20 protein-coding genes are annotated in these 20,493 nt (G+C 37.7%); 9 read left to right on the top strand and 11 right to left on the bottom strand.

Annotated features, from left to right (window positions below; genetic code table 11):
* Nucleotides 1-39 precede the first annotated feature (39 nt).
* Nucleotides 40-1,272: a M48 family metallopeptidase gene (locus HME9304_RS01590; RefSeq protein ID WP_112376927.1), complete on the bottom strand. Its 1,233-nt coding sequence runs from the start codon at nt 1,270-1,272 to the stop codon at nt 40-42.
* A gap of 3 nt (nt 1,273-1,275) precedes the next feature.
* Nucleotides 1,276-2,040 carry a TrmH family RNA methyltransferase gene (locus tag HME9304_RS01585; protein ID WP_239023370.1) on the bottom strand — a complete coding sequence of 255 codons (765 nt, stop codon included), beginning with the start codon at nt 2,038-2,040 and terminating at the stop codon, nt 1,276-1,278.
* Between the two features lie 106 nt (nt 2,041-2,146).
* Here HME9304_RS01585 and HME9304_RS01580 point away from each other — a divergent pair, with 106 nt between their 5' ends.
* Nucleotides 2,147-2,950, top strand: a complete 804-nt coding sequence (locus HME9304_RS01580) for a DUF6503 family protein (RefSeq protein WP_112376925.1) — start codon at nt 2,147-2,149, stop codon at nt 2,948-2,950.
* A gap of 266 nt (nt 2,951-3,216) precedes the next feature.
* Here HME9304_RS01580 and HME9304_RS01575 read toward each other — a convergent pair whose 3' ends face one another.
* From HME9304_RS01575 to HME9304_RS01550, 6 genes are all read right to left on the bottom strand, one after another.
* Entirely contained in the window at nt 3,217-4,509 is a 1,293-nt protein-coding gene (locus HME9304_RS01575) for an amidohydrolase family protein (protein ID WP_112376924.1), read from the bottom strand.
* Between the two features lie 11 nt (nt 4,510-4,520).
* Entirely contained in the window at nt 4,521-7,463 is a 2,943-nt protein-coding gene (locus tag HME9304_RS01570) for an amidohydrolase family protein (protein ID WP_112376923.1), read from the bottom strand.
* A 65-nt stretch (nt 7,464-7,528) separates the two neighbouring features.
* Nucleotides 7,529-8,596, bottom strand: a complete 1,068-nt coding sequence (locus HME9304_RS01565) for a DUF3810 domain-containing protein (RefSeq protein WP_112376922.1) — start codon at nt 8,594-8,596, stop codon at nt 7,529-7,531.
* Between the two features lie 153 nt (nt 8,597-8,749).
* Nucleotides 8,750-9,853 (bottom strand): peptidylprolyl isomerase, encoded by a 1,104-nt coding sequence (locus tag HME9304_RS01560; RefSeq protein ID WP_112376921.1) that lies wholly within the window; start codon nt 9,851-9,853, stop codon nt 8,750-8,752.
* Entirely contained in the window at nt 9,850-10,416 is a 567-nt protein-coding gene (gene gldI, locus HME9304_RS01555; protein ID WP_112376920.1) for a gliding motility-associated peptidyl-prolyl isomerase GldI, read from the bottom strand. Before gldI ends, HME9304_RS01560 begins: the two co-directional genes overlap by 4 nt.
* Complete coding sequence (locus tag HME9304_RS01550) at nt 10,413-11,429, bottom strand: DHH family phosphoesterase (RefSeq protein ID WP_112379691.1); 1,017 nt, start codon at nt 11,427-11,429, stop codon at nt 10,413-10,415. The genes gldI and HME9304_RS01550 overlap by 4 nt, the downstream gene beginning before the upstream one ends.
* Nucleotides 11,430-11,505: 76 nt before the next feature.
* On the opposite strand from HME9304_RS01550, the gene HME9304_RS01545 reads away from it, so the two are divergent.
* Together HME9304_RS01545 and HME9304_RS01540 are read left to right on the top strand one after the other, a co-directional pair.
* Nucleotides 11,506-12,549, top strand: coding sequence for an alkaline phosphatase D family protein (locus HME9304_RS01545; RefSeq protein WP_112376919.1), 1,044 nt, complete (start codon nt 11,506-11,508; stop codon nt 12,547-12,549).
* A gap of 49 nt (nt 12,550-12,598) precedes the next feature.
* Nucleotides 12,599-13,018, top strand: coding sequence for a nucleoside-diphosphate kinase (locus HME9304_RS01540; protein ID WP_112376918.1), 420 nt, complete (start codon nt 12,599-12,601; stop codon nt 13,016-13,018).
* Between the two features lie 54 nt (nt 13,019-13,072).
* On the opposite strand, the gene HME9304_RS01535 is transcribed toward HME9304_RS01540, so the two are convergent.
* The 3 genes from HME9304_RS01535 to recF are packed head-to-tail and all read right to left on the bottom strand — an operon-like array spanning nt 13,073 to nt 14,872.
* Nucleotides 13,073-13,369 carry a DciA family protein gene (locus HME9304_RS01535; RefSeq protein WP_112376917.1) on the bottom strand — a complete coding sequence of 99 codons (297 nt, stop codon included), beginning with the start codon at nt 13,367-13,369 and terminating at the stop codon, nt 13,073-13,075.
* The gene (locus HME9304_RS01530; RefSeq protein WP_112376916.1) at nt 13,369-13,791 is read right to left on the bottom strand and encodes a hypothetical protein; all 423 of its coding nucleotides are present in this window, start codon (nt 13,789-13,791) and stop codon (nt 13,369-13,371) included. Before HME9304_RS01530 ends, HME9304_RS01535 begins: the two co-directional genes overlap by 1 nt.
* Before the next feature lies 1 nt (nt 13,792).
* Entirely contained in the window at nt 13,793-14,872 is a 1,080-nt protein-coding gene (recF, locus tag HME9304_RS01525; RefSeq protein ID WP_112376915.1) for a DNA replication/repair protein RecF, read from the bottom strand.
* 126 nt (nt 14,873-14,998) lie between these two features.
* On the opposite strand from recF, the gene HME9304_RS01520 reads away from it, so the two are divergent.
* The 6 genes from HME9304_RS01520 to HME9304_RS01495 all read left to right on the top strand — a co-directional run bounded on the left by HME9304_RS01520 (nt 14,999) and on the right by HME9304_RS01495 (nt 20,348).
* A complete protein-coding gene (locus tag HME9304_RS01520) occupies nt 14,999-15,760 on the top strand; it encodes a tetratricopeptide repeat protein (RefSeq protein ID WP_112376914.1) in 762 nt (253 codons plus the stop codon).
* Nucleotides 15,761-15,762: 2 nt separating this feature from the next.
* Complete coding sequence (gene ribH, locus HME9304_RS01515) at nt 15,763-16,245, top strand: 6,7-dimethyl-8-ribityllumazine synthase (RefSeq protein WP_112376913.1); 483 nt, start codon at nt 15,763-15,765, stop codon at nt 16,243-16,245.
* 303 nt (nt 16,246-16,548) lie between these two features.
* Complete coding sequence (locus tag HME9304_RS01510) at nt 16,549-16,833, top strand: riboflavin synthase subunit beta (protein ID WP_112376912.1); 285 nt, start codon at nt 16,549-16,551, stop codon at nt 16,831-16,833.
* Nucleotides 16,833-18,680: a DNA mismatch repair endonuclease MutL gene (gene mutL, locus HME9304_RS01505; RefSeq protein WP_112376911.1), complete on the top strand. Its 1,848-nt coding sequence runs from the start codon at nt 16,833-16,835 to the stop codon at nt 18,678-18,680. Before HME9304_RS01510 ends, mutL begins: the two co-directional genes overlap by 1 nt.
* Nucleotides 18,681-19,478, top strand: a complete 798-nt coding sequence (locus tag HME9304_RS01500; RefSeq protein ID WP_112376910.1) for a rhomboid family intramembrane serine protease — start codon at nt 18,681-18,683, stop codon at nt 19,476-19,478.
* Between the two features lie 3 nt (nt 19,479-19,481).
* Nucleotides 19,482-20,348 (top strand): rhomboid family intramembrane serine protease, encoded by an 867-nt coding sequence (locus tag HME9304_RS01495; protein WP_112376909.1) that lies wholly within the window; start codon nt 19,482-19,484, stop codon nt 20,346-20,348.
* Nucleotides 20,349-20,493: the final 145 nt, after the last annotated feature.

The following is a 20,493-nucleotide window of genomic DNA, read 5'->3' as shown; positions in this document are numbered from 1 at the left end:
ATTAAAGTTACCATAATCTTTAAATGTAAACAACAATAATTATGCCTTTAAGTTTCTAATCCGTTCAATTAGAGGAGGGTGGGAGTAGTGCACGAAAACGTATGCGGGATGAGGGGTTAAATTGCTCAAATTGTTTTTGGACAGTTTTTTAAGGGAGGTTACCAAAGGTGTTGCAGCAAAGGTTTTTTTGGCATAATCATCGGCCTGAAATTCAAATTTTCTGGATAGATAGTTCATGGCCAAACCTGTAATTTCAGAAATGGGACTGTATAATAACACAAAACCTACAAGACCTGCATGAAAACTTGGGATGGATACACCTATGGCCAATGATATTTGCGGATTGTTGATGAAAAGTGAAAGAATAAATAGGGTAAAACCTGTTAATCCCAAGGAAACGACCAAATTGAAAATAATGTGCTTTCGCTTGTAATGACCAACTTCATGTGCCAAAACTGCTACAATTTCGTCTTCGTTCAAATCATTGATCAACGTATCAAAAAGCGTTATCCGTTTTTCTTTTCCAAATCCAGAAAAATAAGCATTTGCTTTTGTAGACCTCTTTGACCCATCAATTACAAAAATATTCTTCAATTCAAAACCCACATTTCTAGCATAGTTTTCTATGGCACTTTTCAAGTTTCCTTCCTTGAGTGGGGTTTGTTTGTTAAAAAGCGGTACTATCAAACGGCTATAGAACAAATTTATGAAGAGGGTTACCCCACCGACCATTAACCATGCATATATCCAAAAATTTGGTCCTGTCCATTGATAGAAAAGTATAAAAAGGGACAATATCGCACCTCCAAATATAATGGTCAGTACCGCTCCTTTGATTTTATCCAAAAAAAACAATTTTTTCGAAGTTTTGTTAAAACCGTATTTTTCCTCTATAACAAAGGTTTGATAATAAGAGAAAGGTATGCCCAGAATGCTGCTCCCCAGTAAAATGATTCCAAAGAACAATAAGGCCATGGGAATTGTGCTCTCCGTTATAGAACGAGTCCATGTATCTACCAGTTCAAAGCCACCAAAAAATAAAAAGCAAAGCGTAAGCAACAATGAGAACCCATCTGAAAAAAGTCCAAATCTATAATTTGTTTTTTTGTATTGTTGGGACTTTTGGTATTCGGTTTCATCAAACACATCGCTCAGTTCAGAAGGCACTTTTGATTTAAAGCGTTTTGCATTCAGGTATTCCAATAATTGATGAATCAAATACTGAACCACTAGGATACCGATAATAATGTAAAAGAGTGTAGTTTTTTCCATAGGCTATTGTACACGTTGCCGCTTGGCCTCAAATATAAGTATTGCCGCCGATACGGAAACATTCATGGAATCGATTTCACCTTCCATCGGTATGATGATGTTTTGGTCGGAATTTTGGAGCCATAGTTCTGATAAACCTAACGCTTCGGTACCCACTACTATTGCAGAGGAAGACTTAAAATTACAATCCATGTATTTTTTTGAAGCTGTTAATGCGGCACAGTATATCTTGACTTTTTTTTTCTTTAAAAAATGAACAATTTCTTCCGTAGAGCCCATTCCAATTTGGTTTGTGAACAAACCACCTACGCTGGAGCGTATAATGTTCGGGTTGTAGACATCAGATTTGGGATTGGCAATCAGTACGGCATCTACCGCTGCTGCATCTGCTGTTCTCAATAAAGCACCTATGTTACCTGGTTTTTCAGGGGCCTCCGCAACCAGAATCAACGGATTTTTATTTTTAAAATGAATAGCGTCCAAAGAATGTGATTTACTTTTAGCAATTGCCAAAATCCCTTCGGTAGTCTTGCGATAGGCAAGTTTTTCGTAAACAGACTTGGATATCTGAACAAGCTCAATTGATTGCTTGTCAGAAATTTTAAGAGTATTGAAATCACCTAAAATTTCTTCACAATAGAGAAGGGTATTCAACTTATACCCCCCCTTTTGCGCAAGTTCAATTTCACGCCGGCCTTCCACAACAAAAAGTCCGGTTTTTTTCCTTTCGCGGGATTTTTCCTTTAACGCCAATACTTTTTTTACCAAAGGATTTTGAACACTGCTAATTATTTTGCTTTCTATCACATATCAAAAATACATATTCTTGTAATCCCAAAAAGATATTTCCGACGAAGGTGTAAACTACAAACTCATGAATAAAATAACTATCCTATTCTTGGCGATTGCAATTGTCGCGTGTAAACCCAATCCGAAAAAAGAAGATACAAAAGATCGTGCCGAAGAGGTGTCCGTTGAAGCCAAAAAGAAGTTTCCTGAAGCTTTGGAAAAAGTTTTTATGGCTCATCGAGGATTGGAAGCCTGGAAAAATCAGCAGACGTTAACGTATGACTTACCTAAAACGGATTTTACGGAAACCCACACCATTGATCTATGGTCAAGGAAGGATAGAGTAGATGCAGAAAATTTTTCACTTGGTTTTGATGGTAAAGAAGTTTGGCTTTTGGATGATGAAAACATCTATAGGGGAGATGCGGGTTTTTACCATAATCTTATGTTCTATTTTTACGCGATGCCCTTTGTTTTGGCAGATGATGGCATAATCTATTCCGAAACGGAGAATTTGATATATGGGGATAAAGCCTATCCTGGTATTCGAATTTCTTATGAATCTGGGGTGGGGGCATCTTCCAAAGACGAGTATTTTATTCATTACAATCCTGATAATTACCAGATAGAGTGGTTGGGATACACCGTCACCTATCGCTCGGGCGAGGCATCGGATAATATCAAATGGATTCGATATGATGATTGGCAAACTGTTGAAGGCTTGGTTCTGCCAAAGTCAATTACTTGGTACAATTTGGAAGATGGAAAAATTTTGGATGCCAGTAACAAGCTTGCTTTTGAGAATGTTTCATTAAGTGTTGTTTCTAAACCGGATAGTTTTTATGCAAAACCTGAAGGTGCAAAGTTTGTAGAGGTGAAAAAAAATTGATAAGTTGATAGGTGAGCTGGACTTTAATGACTTGTACCTTTTTGATTACAGTTGGCTTCTGTCATATCGAGCGCAGTCGAGATATGCTGTATTTTCATTTAAAGGTTCTCGACTGCGCTCGAACTGATATCGTACACTTTTAATATCTCTTTTGAAGAAGATAAAATCCTCTTTTTTAATCGATAGCTTTAGCTATTATTTGATCCATATTTTTAAGTCAAACTTCAAAAAGCTCAAAGTGTATTGCGTACAGAATTTGTACGGTACTATTTCCCTTCGTACTTGCCCATATAGCGTTTCCATAATTCAGTTTGATGTGTTTCCAGGGAAATATCCCGTCCATCAATAAAAGCTCTGGAAAGTTGGTTGGTCCGCATATCCAAAGCATCGCCTTCAGAAATGAACAATGTTGCACTTTTACCTACTTCCAAAGTGCCGTAATCCGCATCTATTCCTAATATTTTGGCATTGTTTCCAGTTATCAGTTGAAGTGCTTTTTCTTTTTCCAATCCTTGCGCTACAACCTGACCTGCATAAAATGGAAGGTTCCTGGTCTGAAAGTTCGAGGCCGAGGCGTTTTGAAGTCCCACAGTGAGTCCTTCGTCCATTAAAAGTTTGGGCAATTTGTATGTGAGATCATAATCATCATCATCAAATTTTGGAAGTGTATGGGTAAAGTTTACCAAAACTGGAATACTGTTTGTTTTTAAAAAGTCAATGATTTTATGTGCGTGGTATCCCCCGACAAGCACTATTTTTTCCACTCCGGATTCTTTTGCATTTGTAATGGCGTCCATCATTTCCTTTTCACCATCGGCATAGATGTATAGGTGTTTTGAACCATTGAACAAACCTTGCATTGCAGCAAAAGGGGCATTGATTTCATCGGAAGTGCCTTTTCCATATGCACTTGCGTTCTGCATAAACGTTTTTACCTCGCTCACTTGTTTATCATAATCCTTGTTTGGAATAAAACCTCTGGGCTCTCCCATCCACCATCTGCCATTTCTAAAAAGTGTTGGCCAGTTCAAGTGGATGCCATCATCGGTTTTCACCGCTGCATCTTCCCAATTCCAAGCATCAAACTGGACAATGGACGATGTACCTGAAATTCTACCTCCTTTTGGGGCAATTTGAGCGAGCAGTACACCATTGGGCCGCATACTCTCTACAACTTTAGATTCAGCATTATATGCAATAATACTTCGTATATGTGGAATTATATCGCCAATTTCATCTTGGTCGTTACTTGCCCTAACGGCATTTACCTCAACTAAACCCAAAGATTTTCCTGGTGCTATAAAGCCCGGATAGATATGCTTTCCATTGGCATCGATAATTTGACCTTTGCTCTCTGTTTCAGAACCACCAATGGCAGTAATTTTTCCACTTTCAAAGATTAGGGTGCAGTTTTCCTTTATTGTGCCATCACCAATATGTGCGGTTGCTCCCGTAATCGTAATCGCTTCAGATTGCTTAGGGGCAGGGGTCTGTTGGGCCAGTATGTTTAAATTGCTCAATAGCCCTAAAATCAATAGTAATGTTATCGTCTTTTTCATCTTTTATGGTTTTAGAGGCTGTCGCAGTGAAACCTGATTTTTTTATTTTGTTGTGGGCCTTGCATCTTTTTTCCGTTCTTTTTTTCGTTCAGCATCAAATTGATCAGTTTGCTTCGTTCCTGTTTCGCCGACTCGCGTAGCATTTTGTCTTTTTCCAAATCAAAATAAACTGCTCCTTCAATCAGTGTTTTTTCTGCTTTTGCATATACGGAAAGTGGATGGTAGTTCCAGAGGACAATGTCGGCATCCTTACCAACTTCTATGCTTCCCACCCTGTTATCTATATGGAGTAATTTGGCAGGATTCAGTGTTACGGTTTTCCATGCTTCAATTTCTGACATACCACCATATTTAACTATTTTGCCGGCCTCTTGATTTAATCTTCTGGACATTTCTGCATCATCACTGTTTATGGCAACGGTAACCCCCTGGCTGGCCATTATTGCCGCATTGTAGGGTATAGCGTCATTCACTTCATATTTATAGGCCCACCAATCGCTGAAGGTAGAACCGCCAACGCCATGTTCCGCCATTTTATCAGCTACTTTGTAGCCTTCCAGGATGTGGGTAAAGGTGTTTACGGTAAAATCGAACTTTTCAGCGACTTTCATCAACATATTTATCTCGCTCTGTACATAGGAATGACAACTGATAAATCGTTCCGCGTTCAAGATTTCGGCAAGGGTTTCCAGTTCTTCGTCATATCGATATGGTTGGCCGCTTTTCTTCTTGGCATCGTATTCCTTTGCCCTTTGAAAATAGTCAACAAAAACCTGTTCCACGCCCATTCTCGTTTGTGGGAATCTTGAGAAGCTCTGCCAATTGGATTGTTTTACATTTTCACCCAAAGCAAACTTGATAAATTTGGGTTGGTTCTCAAAAATAAGTCCGTCTGCATTTTCTCCCCATTTTAAGCGCAATATGGCCGAACGTCCACCAATGGGATTTGCCGATCCATGGAGCAATTGAAGCGCAGTGACACCACCTGCAAGATTTCTGTAGATATCCATATCCTTTGGGTCTACTACGTCGGTCATCTTTACTTCGGCGGTCGAATTATGACCTGCTTCGTTGATTGCCAATGCCGCAATGTGGGAGTGCTCGTCTATAATACCAGCAGTTAAATGTTTATTGGTCGCATCTATAGTTTTAGTACTTCCTGCACTAAGGTCTTTACCAATTTTGGAGATTTTTCCATCTTTAACTAACACATCGGTATTCTCCAGAATGGTCTCTCCTGTCCAAACTGTTGCATTTTTAAAGAGGAAATTTTCCTGCTTCGGCTTTGTTTTGTAGCCATAACCCACATTGGGATAAGAGAGCGATACTAATTCAGGAACATTATTTTTGGCATCTTCTTTCGCTTTTTCTTCAAAGGATGAGATTTTGCGAAGACCAATGGATGATTCCTTGCCACTTGGAAGCACAATTTTTCCATTGATATTTTGTGAATCCTTACCAACCAAGGAAATCAATCGATATGATTCTCCCTCTTTGGTTGAAAAAGACAAATTCAACCAATCCTTGTTATAATCAATTTTAGAATTAAGCTTTACAGTATCTGCTTTAACGGTAACCTTTGGTTTACTGATTTCACCGGTTATTGAAACATCGTAGGTATTTCCGTTAATGGCAAAGTTGTATTCCCCCCGAATATCCTTCTGGTCCTTGGAATTGATAACGTTTTTTGAACCTTGCACCCAATTCTCATATAGCGTATTCCCCTTCTCAAAAATGTCTCCTGAAGTAATCAAAAAGTTTGCCTCTCTACCAGCTTGCAAAGAACCAATTTTATTGGATTTACCAAGTATGCCCGCAGGAACCGTGGTCAACGCTTCCAATGCTCTGGTTTTAGAAAGACCATAGCTTATGGCCTTCATCAATTTTGATGTAAACTCCGACGGGGATTTTAAATTGTGCAAAGTGAGCGCAAATTGAACTGCATTTTCTTGCAGTACTTTTGGATTGGTAGGTGCCAAATTCCAATGCCGCATATCTTTCAAGGACACATAATGTGCTTCGTACGGGTTTGAGACATCGTAAGCTTTGGGAAAATTGATAGGAACGATTAGTTTGGCATTTGTAGCTTTGACATCGTCGATAAACTCGTATTCATCTCCTCCTGCAAGAATAGCGTACTGAATCCCGAATTTATCCCCAATTTTATCGGCTCTAAGTACATTTCCATTATTCCCAGCAGAAAATATCTGCATCATATTTTTATTCTCAATAAGAGCTTCCAAGGAACGGTCTTTGGTATCTCCGTCGCCCTTGCTGTACCAATCCATATCGTAATATAGTTGTCTTAGCAATGCGGTCGCACCCATCAATGATGTCGGATAAGATTGATTTTTGGCAATACTTTTTTTAAAAGAAAAATACTGTGCAGACTTGTCTTCCAATATTCGTCTGGATTCGTTTCCTTCATCATTAAGGGCTACCAATACACCCGTGCCTCTAACTATTCCATCTTGAATGTGTGAATTGACCACCCCAAAGCCAAGTTTTCGCAATTCTCCGGCTTTTTTCTTATCGTAGCTAAAATTGGATATTGCATTGTTCTCCGGCATCACATGATCGTTCCAATAGAATCCTTCTCTTGAAGGGCCATATTGTGCCGATCTTCCGTCACTTTTTGCTTTTTCCGGCATCTTTACACCAAACCCGGAAAACACATCGATAAAAGACGGATAAATATATTTTCCTTGTAAATCTTCCGTAATCGCATTTTTCGGAATTGAAATATTCTTCCCTACTTGAACCACTTTGCCATTTTGTATAAGCAATGTAGCGTTCTCAAAGATTTGGTTAGGGGTAACGTATATTTTGGCATTTGTAAACGCCCTGTAATTGTTGTTCTTTGCTTTTACACCGTCATTTTTGGGAAAATAATCTTGTGCAAACAAAGAAAAACCGCCCAAAAGCAGCGCGAGTGCCAGAAGTTTCATTTTCATATGTTCGAGTATTGGATTAGTCTGTTTAAAGGTAGCGGAAGTAAGGGTATTGTACAAACTGGATTTTAGAAACCGTACTTTTCGTGATAATTAATGACAAGACCTACTACAGAGTTATAACTTTGGATACCTTCCTGTTGATTGTTCGCTTTTAGAAAAGCACTGAAAACCGACTTGAAAACTGGTTCTAATGGATTGGCATATTGCTCCCAAAATTCGGATATTTCCTTAAAATTCTTCTTGACTCCCGGGTTAAGTTTTTCAAAGAGTTCCCTGAACTTTACCTCATCTTTTCTTAATAAATCCGATAGGCAATATCCCAGGGCATGTGAGTAGGCAGTATGTTTAAAATAGATATCATCATTTTTTATAGTGACCAAAAAGCCAATAAGGTTGGTGGCATCTTCTGCGGAATACCCCAATTGATGACCTACTTCGTGACCACTTACCGTAGGCAATCGAGAAGCCGGCATTAACCCATTTACTTGTGCTTCATTGGAAAAAGGGTTCAAGTAACCGCCATATCCCATATAGGTGAGTGGTAGACTGTATAATGAAGCTTTCAGACTTGAAGTATTGTATTCGAAATCAGGGTAATGCCTGCTTAAATTGGAATACCCTTCTTTGGTCCTTTTGAATATTTCTTTTCTGGAATATGGAATTTTCACCATGTTCGTTGTATCTCTTGTTATCTGAACTTGATATTTATTTACCTTTTCTATCAAATATTCATTGATGGAAACCAATTCTTCCATCGTGTATTCTTTTTCAATCTGTAATTTCCATGTTATAGGTTGGCGATAGTAGTTTAGCCCCCAAAATAAGTGAAATGTGAAATATGCGATAGACAATACCACAACAATATCTTTTAGAAATTGCAGCGGTCTTTTTCTGATAAACCTGTGGTTTTTGTAAATGTACCTTAAAGCTAAAAAGGCCAAAAGTGTATAGAAAATGTCTCCTACAGAGAAAGGAACCCATCCAAAAAGGATTCTCAAAAATTGTGAGATGTAAGGATATATTCCATTGCTATAATATTCCTCTACAAGTCCAGGATAGTTTGCGAGCCATTTGACCAAAATTACTTGAAGGGGAAGAGCAATTGCAATTATCGTTTTGACTTTTTGTCCCATTAAAACGGTGAGGCTTATGAATGCTTCTAATCTAGCTCTTATATCTTAAGTGACCAATGTCCAAAGATGTCTTAGCCATACTTTAGACTAAAAAAGAGGCTGTATAAAATATACCTTTTTAGACGGCCTGTTTTGTTCTATCTTTTTGTATTGTTATTGTATTCCGGTAATCTCCAAGTCGAAAATTAAATCGGAATTTGGAGGGATAGGGCCTCCTCCTTGAGCTCCATATCCCAAATGCGGTGGAATGAACAAACGTACTTTGTCACCAACTTTCATCGCTTGTAGCCCTTCCTTAAATCCTGGAATCAAGCGTGCTTCTGGACTGTATTCCATGGGAACTGGTGCATAACCGCCACCTTGCATTCTTCTGTCGTCATACATGTTGTACTTTTTTGCCATTTCTTCTCTATTACTATCGAACAAATCACCATTTGGTAACCAGCCCGCGTAGTTGACAAGAACTTTTTGACCAACTTTTGGTTCTTCACCGTCCCCTTCAACCAACGTATAGATTTTTAATCCAGAATCGGTCTCTTCAGCAGCTTCTTTCTGCTTTTCAAATTCTGCTATGAGTTCTGTTTTCATTTTTTCAAAAGCCGCAACTACAGCCTCCTCTTCTTTAAAATAATCCGTCATGATTTGAACAGCATCAAATTTTTTGGCTTCTTTACCATTCCTGATTATTTCAACCTTATTCATGACGACATCTACTTTTGGCTTGTCCCTTTCTAGAGTTTCTACAGTGGCAAGTGTATCCACTACGTCCATTCCGTTGACCACCTCGCCAAATACGGTATGTCTTCTATCGAGCCAAGGGGTGGCTTTGTGCGTAATGAAAAATTGGCTGCCATTGGTCTTTGGTCCAGAATTGGCCATGGACAACATACCTTTCTTTGAATGTGAAAGTGAATCATGGAATTCATCCTTGAACTTATAGCCTGGGTTTCCACTCCCTGTTCCCGTAGGATCTCCACCTTGAATCATAAAATCCTTAATAATCCTATGAAAAATAAGGCCGTCATAATATTTTTTATCTTTTAAACTGTCACTTACAAAAGGACTGTTTCCTTCAGCAAGTGATACAAAATTTGCTACCGTGACCGGGGTCTTTTCGTGTTCCAATTTTACGATAACATCGCCCATGCTCGTTTGAATATCGGCAAAAATACCATCTCCCAGATCGGCATATTTTCCTGATTTGCATCCCAGGAGAACTATAACACATAGTGTAATTAAAACAAGTGATTGTTTCATTGTAATTCAGATTTTAAATTTAAACTGTCTTGATTTATAAGTATTGTATGTAATTCTATAGTAGATTTTAAAGGAGTCCTAGGACCTATCTTATCTCCGTCCCCATGATAACCATATGCTTGTAATGAAGGAAACAAGAATGTGGCCCTCTCGTTTATTTTAAGCAATTTGACCGCATTCTGAAGCCCCGAGAACAATTGTTCCTTGTCGATTACGTAGGAAATAGGACCCAAATCCTGCATAGAATATATAGTGTCGTTGTCTAAGGTAACAAGATTGTAGGAAAACAATATTTGGTCATTTGTTCTTGGATAATAAGTGGCCGTATCATTATTGATTTCAAAAAAATATGAAAACCCACTAGGACTTGCCAAATAGGTGTTGGCAGAATCTTTCTGGATAATTTCCTGTATCAGTTTTTCTTCTACCGCCAGCAGCGCTTTGTTCCGCTCTACTGATTCCTTAAAAAAGCTTCCGGATTTTATTTTTACAGGTCTACGTGGTTCTGGCCCCCCACAGCTTATGTATAAAATCGCGATTAAGAAGAAAACCACTATTCTCATGGGTTCAATTGACTTTTATATGTTTTCAATATAATATTGAAGTTTTGTATTGTTTCCTCCATAGTAACTTCACTTCTGCCACCAGCGGCATTGTCATGACCCCCTCCATTGAAATGTTTTCTTGCAAATTCATTCACGGAAAAATCACCTATTGACCTGAATGAGATTTTTATGATACCCTCTTCCTTATTTTCGATAAAAATAACAGCAAAAATAATTCCTTCCAAAGTCAATCCATAATTTACGAATCCTTCGGTATCCCCTTTTTTAAATTCATGAAGGTCCAATTCTTCTTGGGATAGTGTAATGTAAGCAGTTCTATATTCTGGTAGGATTATCATGTTGCTAAGAGCGACTCCAAGTAAATGTAACCGAGATGATGAGACGGTATCGTAGACCTGTTGATGGATTTCCATGTTGTTGGCACCTCTATCTATCAAATCTGCAACTACGCGGTGAGTTCTACTGGAAGTCGACCTATACTTAAAAGAACCTGTATCCGTCATAATTCCTGTATAGATGTTCGTAGCTATGGCTTCATCAATTTTATCAAGTTCTTCCAAAAAATCGATAAAATTATATACCATTTCACAAGTGGAGCTCATGCTCACGTCAGAATAGGTAACGGTAGCATATTCACTGGGCTGTTGGTGATGGTCGATCATTATGAATGTACATTCTTTCTCCTTCAGGATGGGTTCCAATTGGCCTATTCGAGAAAGATCATTGAAATCCAGCGTAAAGATTAATGTCGCTTCTTTCAATAATTTATGGGATTGAAAGTTCTCTTTCTCAAAATTTAAAATTGCATCGTTCCCAGGCATCCACTTTAAGAACTTTGGAAAATCGTTGGGAGAAATAACAGTGGGTTTTTGCCCCATTTTAGTAAGAAAAGCTTGTAATGCCAAACATGAGCCGATAGCGTCGCCATCAGGATTTTTATGAGGTATGATTACGATGTTTTGGGGTTGGGAAAGAATAGACTTGACCGTCTTTATGTCCTCTAAATTCATGCGTTCAAATATACAATAATATAATATAGTGGTAACTTCACAAAACCTATTTTTGTTGTATTCAAAATCATTGTTCATGAGAAATGTTTTTTTTCTATCTTTTATTATTGTTTCATTTTTTGCCTGTAAATCCAAGCAAAATATTCCCTATCCTGCCAAGCCTGAATCAAAGGAATCAAATGCTGTTTTTACTATTGCATTTGGCTCTTGCAATAAACAAAATGAAACAAATCCTTTTTGGGATGACATCTTGCACCAAAATCCAGATGTATGGATTTGGGGAGGCGATAATATTTATGCGGATACGAAGGATATGGACGAACTGAAATCCATGTATGCACAACAAACTGAAAATGAAGGATATAAAAAGCTAACGGAGGCGATTCCCGTAATAGGTACTTGGGATGATCATGACTATGGTTTAAACGATGCTGGAAGGGAGTTCAGTATGAAAAAGGAGAGCCAACAACAGTTTTTGGATTTTATGCAGGTTCCCAAAAATAGCGAACGAAGAAACCAAGAAGGCGTATATGCTTCGCACATTTATGAAACCGATAAAGGTCAGATTAAGATTTTTGTTCTAGACACAAGATATTTTAGGAGCCCTTTAGAAGCGGACCCCGACCCTGACCGCCGCTATAAACTAAATACCGATGCTGATGATACGATTCTTGGCAAAAAACAATGGAACTGGCTCCAAGAAGAATTGAAAAGTTCCAGTGCCGATTTTAACCTCATCGTTACAAGTATCCAATTCTTATCTGGACAGCATGGTTTTGAAAGCTGGAGCAATTTTCCAAAAGAAGTTGAAAAACTCAACTCATTGATTACAGAATCAGGTGCCAAAGGGGTCATAATCTTATCCGGTGATCGTCATATTTCAGAATTTTCAAAAACTACGCTGAAGGGCATGGAATACCCATTAATAGATTTTACCAGTAGTGGACTTACGCATTTCTATGCCAGTTATAAGGGGGAACCCAATAAATTTCGGGTAGGTGATGTAACCAAGGTGCAAAGTTTTGGTGTTATAGAACTGGATTTGGAAAACAAAAAGGCGACTTTAAAGATCATGGGGGAGGACAATAGTATTTTTCAAGAACTAAAACAAACCTATTGAGCGTTGTTCGTTGTTCGAAAAACCGTAAGTTTGCGGAAAATTCAAAAAAATGACTGGAAATAGAACATTTACCATGATAAAACCAGATGCCGTTGAGAACGGATATATTGGTGCTATTTTGGAAAAAATAACAGCTGCGGGTTTTAAAATCGTTGCTATGAAATACACACAATTAAGTAGAAGGGACGCCCAAGAATTTTACGAAATACATAAAGAGCGACCTTTCTTTGGCGAATTGGTAGAATTCATGACCAGAGGACCCATAGTAGCTGCTATATTGGAAAAAGACAACGCAGTTGAGGATTTCAGGGCTTTAATAGGTGCTACCAACCCTGAAGAGGCTGCAGAAGGCACAATTCGTAAATTGTATGCGTCAAGTATTGGGGAAAATGCCGTTCACGGTTCAGATAGTGATGACAACGCAAAAATTGAAGGTTCTTTCCATTTTTCCGGAAGGGAAATATTTTAGACAGCTCTTCAATATAATTTATAAATGAAAAGCCATTCGTTTTGAATGGCTTTTTTACCTTAAAACCAGTTTCTTTACCAAATTTTTACCCAATTCTTCATTGAGCATGGCAATAATTTTTGTTTTCCCCAAGCTTAGTTCCTCCCTAAGTACCGAAGATGAAAGAGATACGAACAAGGTTTCGTTCTTGAGTTCGACACCAGTGGTATAATTGTTGACCCCATTGCCCATCAGTTTGACCCAAGCATCTTTAGCATCCACTTTATCCATACCTTTTTGGAGCTTGTTTTCTTTGATAAACTCCCCCAGGGCATCGCTTAGATTAAGATGTGAATTATGCCGTTTTGCCATTATTTTGGAATTGAAATGGGTTGAAAACGTTTATATGAGTATAATTTTCCTTCCTCGTTCATCACGGAAAATGTCATCGAATCCAAATGGACCAATTTTTCCTCCCACTCATTTTGGGCTTTTTTATATTGAATAGTAAACGCTTCGTTTACATGGACTATTTTAAAAACTTCCTTGTCATTTGAAGTGCTGTATGTACCGTTGAAAGAGGGCTGCAACTTTTTCCGAAATCCCTCCATGTGGTCAATCTGAATGAAATCGACGTTCGGGTTTACAGAATAGGTCTTTTTATTCCCATCAGGAAATTCCACTTCAGCAATCTCCCAATATCCATTTAAATAAGAAAGATCATCTTTTGATATTGATGTTTTGTTACATCCCCAAATTACCAAAAATGCAAAATACAAAAAAACGCTCTTCATGCTACAAGGTAAATATTTTATAGGTCTGGCGGATATTTTTAACTACATTTTCTGTTCGCTCTGCGTGGGTGTCGCTGATAAATATCTGTCCGAAATTGTCATTATTGACCAAGGCTACGATTTGGGAAACTCTGTTTTCATCCAATTTGTCAAAAATATCATCCAAAAGAAGTATTGGTGTAGTTTTCGCTTGCTCTTTGATGAAATGGAACTGCGCCAACTTTAAAGCGATTAAAAATGTTTTTTGTTGTCCCTGGCTTCCAAATTTTTTGATGGGATGTCCATCAATGGTAAAATTTAAATCATCTTTATGGATGCCCATACTTGTATATTGCAATGCCCTGTCCTTAGTTATTGAGCTCTCCAAAAGCTCAGATAGTTTTTTCTCAGAAAGTTGACTTTCGTAGGAAAGCATTATCTGTTCTTCTTTCTCAGAAATATGTGCATATTGCTCTTTAAAGATTGGAACGAAAGCGGAAATGAATTCCATTCTTTTTTGGTGTATTTCAGTTCCAAAACCCTGTAATTGTTCGTTATAAATAGTTAAGGTATCATTGTCAAACGTATGGTTTACGGCAAAATATTTTAGTAGCGAATTCCGCTGCATCAGTACTTTGTTATACTTAATGAGTGTTTGCAAATATGCCTTGTCCGATTGGGAAATGACACCATCCATAAACTTCCTGCGTGTGTCACTTCCTTCAATAATCAAATTTCTATCCGAAGGGGAAATGATAACCAGTGGTAAAAAACCGATATGCTCAGAAAATTTTTCATAGGCCTTATCATTTCTTTTGATAATCTTTTTCAATCCTTTTTTAAAACTGCAAATGATTTTTTCGGCACGGCCATTCTTTTCAAACTCCCCTTCAATGACAAAAAAATCGGTTTCGTGCTTAATGTTTTGCGTTGCAACGGGGTTAAAATAACTTTTTCCGAAAGAAAGATGATAGATTGCATCCAAGATATTGGTTTTGCCAACACCATTATCACCAACCAAACAATTGATTATGGGGTCAAATTCCAGATTCTTGGAAGAGAAATTTTTATAATTAACTAAAGATAAGTGCTTTAAAAACATAAAAAGCTAAAGAAACATAGTGATTTTAGTCGATGCACGACAAATTAAAGATTCCAAAAATAACGAATAAATTACCTTTCGGTTTTGGATAAAAACTTTATTTTTGCCCGATTAACAAAATCAAGAATGGCAACATACAAAAAGCGAGGCTTTAAGCCAAAAAATAAGGTTGAGGAAGCCCAGTTGGACGAACAAAACAGTACCACTGCAGAAGTTTTTAGTTCGTTGGATGAAGGAGCCTCCAAAACTGAAGCCTGGGTACAGAAAAACCAGAACTACATATTAGGCGTAATTGGAGCTATTGCGATAGGTGTTCTTGGCTATTTAGGGTATAATGAATTCATTCAAAAACCTAAAGAAGCATCGGCTGCCAACGAACTTTATTATCCACAGCAATATTTTGATCAGGCTTTGACCAGCGAAACCGAAAAAGATTCTCTGTTTTCACTGGCTTTGAACGGTGCTGAAGGAAAATATGGTTTTTTGGACATTATTGAAGAATACAAAGGAACAAAAGCGGCAAACCTGGCAAAATACTCAGCAGGAATGACGTATCTTAATATGCAGCAATACGGAGAAGCAATCACACATCTTGAAGATTTTTCCTCTGATGACGCTATTTTGGGCGCAATGGCTAAAGGAGGTATTGGAGATGCATTTTCCCAATTGAATCAACAAGAGGATGCCTTGGATTATTATGAAAAAGCTATAGCACACAATGCCAATGACTTTACAACGCCAAGGTTTTTATACAAGGCAGGTATCATTGCAATGGATTTAGGCCAAAAAGAAAAGGCTTTAGGTTTCTTTGAACGAATTAAGAACGAGTTTTCCAATTCACAGGAAGCGAACAATATAGACGTACTCATAGGTTTGGCCAAAACTTAATAATGGCTACAGAGAACAAAAATCTTTCGGCTTACGATAAATCATCAATCCCAAACGCTGCAACGCTTCGATTTGGGATTGTTGTTTCTGAATGGAACGAAACCATTACAGAAGGCTTGTACAATGGCACTTTTGAAGCACTTGTTGATTGTGGTGCACTGACGGAAAATATTATCCGTTGGAATGTTCCCGGTAGCTACGAGCTCACCTTTGGATGCAAGAAAATGCTAGCCACCCAAAATGTGGATGCTGTTATAGCCATAGGTAGCGTAATCCGTGGAGAGACCAGTCATTTTGATTTTGTTTGCAGTGCTACTGCACAAGGGATAAAAGATTTGAACGTTAAGTATGATACTCCCGTTATTTTCTGTGTCCTAACAGATAACAACTTACAACAAGCTTTGGACCGCAGCGGTGGAAAACATGGCAACAAAGGTACCGAAGCTGCTATCGCTGCAATTAAAATGGCAGTTTTGGGGACGTAAATACAAATTCAAAAACAAAACCCAAATACAATCCCACTCGTATGCGGGCAGTAACTTTACATGTAAGTACAATATATTCACAGGCTCAAAAAACTAAAAATAGCCCTATCCGTCATAATTTGAAATGTATAGTATGAACTTGCGATAGTTTAACTGAATTTGAACTTGAGTTTGGTTTTTGAATTTGTATTTGAGCTTGCACTGGAACATCAAACTTTCCAGACTGTTAACACTTTTTGGGACTTGTTGCTCATCTGTTTTTTCGATTTTAAGTACCTTTGAGGGTATACGGAAAAGGATACAATGCGAAATTTTCTAAAACTTAGAAAAAATAGAAGTTACAATTATTCACCACGCTACTATAAAGGTGAAAACAGTCCTTTTAAAATAGAACATAAACTAGATAAATACAGAAGTACGGCACATACCCAAAGAGGACTTAAAAACAAGTTTTCCTCCGCAGTGGATGATTTGAAAAACGAAGGCGATAAGAACGTAAAGTTAAGATTCCTGATTATCGTAGCCATTTTGATACTGCTATTCCTATTCATCATAGATTTTGATTTATCAATATTCCTCAATCCCTAATGGCAGATATCATTAAACTTTTGCCAGACCATGTTGCCAATCAAATAGCAGCAGGGGAAGTTGTTCAACGACCAGCTTCAGTGGTTAAGGAACTTTTGGAAAATGCCATTGATGCCAATGCATCCTTGATAAAGTTAATAATAAAAGATGGTGGCAAGGCTTTGATTCAGGTAGTTGACAATGGTAAGGGAATGAGCGAGACCGATGCCAGATTATCCTTTGAACGGCATGCTACATCCAAAATATCAGATGCAAAAGATTTATTCAATTTAAAAACGAAAGGTTTTAGGGGCGAGGCTTTAGCATCTATTGCAGCAATAGCGCATGTAGACATGCAGACCAAAACAGAAGACTCTGATGTTGGTACGTATTTAAAAATTGAAGGGAGTCAGGTCGTTGCCCAAGAACCTATAGCTACGCCGACAGGAACGTCGATCGCTGTTAAGAATCTCTTTTTTAATATTCCCGCACGTCGTAATTTTCTCAAATCGAATCAAGTTGAGTTGCGTCACATTACAGATGAATTTCATAGGGTCGCTTTAGTACACCCAAGCATCGAATTTCATTTTTATAATAATGGTTCAGAAGTTTTTAATCTTCCGCAAGTAAATCATAGGCAAAGAATCAATCATGTTTTTGGAAGCAAGATGGAAAATCGTTTAGTGCCGGTGAACGAAGAGACGGAAGTAGTAAAGATATCTGGGTTCATTTGCAAGCCTGAGTTTGCCAAAAAGAGTAGGGGAGAACAATTTTTCTTCGCCAACAATAGATTCATCAAAAGTCCATATCTGCATCATTCCGTAATCGCAGCTTTTGAGGGACTTATAAAATCTGATGTATATCCAGGTTATTTTTTGTATTTGGATGTTGACCCATCATGTATAGATATCAATATTCACCCTACGAAAACCGAGGTCAAGTTTGATGATGAAAACACGATGTATGCTATATTGCGTTCAACTATAAAACATAGTTTGGGCCAATTTAACATAGCGCCCGTATTGGATTTTGAGCACGATCCAAATTTGGATACACCCTATGCCTATAAAGGAAGGGGTGTTGTACTCCCAAAAGTTACCGTCGATGCTGCTTTTAACCCATTTGCAAAAACTGGAGAACAAAGTGTTAAATCACATACCTATCAAAAAGTGAGTGCAAAAGGCTGGGAAAATCTTTACAAAGATTTGGATACCGGTGCAAGTACGGATAATTTTAGCAGCGTTGAAATTGAGTCTGATGTCTTGTTGCAAGGAACCTTTTATTCAGAGGAAGATGTTGAAGAACATACAAGTACTACATTTCAACTTCGTCGTAAATACATTGTTAGCACTATCAAATCCGGGATGTTGGTCATCAATCAAAATAGGGCACACGAACGTATATTGTTTGAAAAATTTTTAACGGAGATTACGGTAAAAGAGGGGATAAGTCAACAACTATTATTTCCTTTGGAACTCTCTTTTTCAAAACAGGAACTGGTTACATTGAACGAATTGAAAGATAGTCTGGGAAACATTGGTTTTGCCTTTGAGAATTTGGAACAGGAAACTGTAAAGGTGACAGGTGTCCCTTTGATTTTATCTGAAAGTAGAATTGGCACGGTATTAGATCGTCTGATAGCTGATTATAGGGAAGGATATTCGGAAAGTACAATTTCCCAAGCAGAGGTATTGGCAAGGGCACTTTCTAAAAACCTAGCTGTAAAAACAGGAGAATTATTGAACCAAGAATCACAACTGGCTTTGGTAAATGATTTATTCGGGTGTAAGGAGCCCAGTCTAAGTCCTTTTCAAAAAATGACGTACACTATTATTTCCGAAAGGGATATTGAAAAAAAATTAAGTTAGATGGGTAGATTGACCGAGGCAGTTAAACACTTGTTGATTATCAACGTTATTTTGTTTTTGGCCACTCAAGTTTATGGAGATCAGATGTACCAGTGGCTATCACTTTGGTTCCCCAAAAACGAGAATTTTCAATGGTGGCAGGTGATTAGCCATATGTTCATGCATGGCAACTTTATGCATATTCTTTTTAATATGTATGCGTTGTGGGCATTTGGAACACCATTGGAGCAAGCTTGGGGAAGAAACAAATTTCTGTTTTTTTATTTTTCAGCAGGACTTGGCTCTGCTTTTTTACATACTGGAATGAATTATTATTATATACAAGAAGGTTATGATATACTTAGCGGTTATATTTCTAGCGATGTTTATTATGAAATGTTGAATGTAGATAGTCAAGTTGGGACACAATACTCAGGTGAAAAATTTTATAACAATGCATCAAAGTTTTTATTAAATAACAATATAAATCCTAGTATATTAAATATTGATTTCCAAACAATTTTTGATTCACATGCAAGTTTAAAAACCCCTGCAGTTGGAGCTTCTGGTGCCATTTATGGAATTTTAGTGGCATTTGCCTTTATGTATTCAGAAGCAAAGTTAATGTTGATATTTCTTCCCGTACCCATTAAGGCCAAATATTTTGTGCCGCTTTTATTGGCTGTAGATTTGATTTTTGGTATTGGTAATATCAATACGGGGATTGCACATTTCGCTCATATAGGAGGTGCGCTCATAGGATTTATTATGATGTGGTATTGGAAAAAGAATCAGTTTAACCAAAACAGATGGAATTGATATATGGCGAACGGAAATTTACAATATAACTTTGCCAGATTGAACATAGCGGAAAAGCTTATAGTGCTTAACGTATTGGTTTTTGTTCTTGGCGGTTTGGGTATTGCCCTTCTCGATATTTCGGTTGTTGAATGGTTCCAGTTACCTAAAGATTTTTTGGAGTTTTTTGGACAACCATGGTCGATTATCACGTATTCTTTTTTTCATGCTGGGTTCGGACATATTTTTTGGAATATGTTGATGCTCTATTTTACAGGTCGAATATTTTTAAATCTATTTGATGCTCAAAGATTTATAAACGTATATTTTTTGGGTGTTATCGTTGGCGGAACTGTTTTCTTGTTGAGCTATAATATTTTCCCAACATTACTGAATACCAATACGGCATTGATAGGAGCATCTGCGGGAGTAACGGCTGTGTTAATTTTTATCTGTGCCTATATACCCAATCAAGAGGTGCGTGTCATATTTTTTAATGTTAAACTTTGGTACGTAGGGGCATTTTTTGTTTTGGTGGATTTGATTCAAATTCCCTATGGTGGAAATATTGGGGGTAGGCTAGCACATTTGGGAGGAGCATTGCTCGGTTACATTTATGCAAGACAATTGTTGAAGGGAACTGACATTGGTTCTGGATTTACCAAGTTTAGGGATTCCATAGCAATGCTGTTTAAATCCGGGAATAAAAAAGCTCCATTGAAAACGGTGTACAAAAAAAATGCATCCAAGTCCAAAACTGGTGTTGACTATGATAAAGAAGCCCATCAACGCAAAATAGACATGATTTTGGACAAAATCAGCAAATCTGGGTACGAGAGCTTATCCAAAGCGGAAAAAGACTTTTTGTTCAAGGCGGGAAAAGAGGATTAATTTGTAAAAAAACCTTCTGTTATGTTGGGCAAGTTAACATTTGGATTAAATATTATTGTTGCTTTGGCGCTATTGTTAACTTGTATTCTCTCTTTTTTCAGCGTTCAAATTATTCCCATCCTTTCCGTACTGAGTTTAGGTGTCC

The organism is Flagellimonas maritima (assembly GCF_003269425.1).
Taxonomy (GTDB): domain Bacteria; phylum Bacteroidota; class Bacteroidia; order Flavobacteriales; family Flavobacteriaceae; genus Flagellimonas; species Flagellimonas maritima.
The sequence above is the reverse complement of the archived record's forward strand: the minus strand, read 5'-3'. Positions and strand labels throughout refer to the sequence as shown.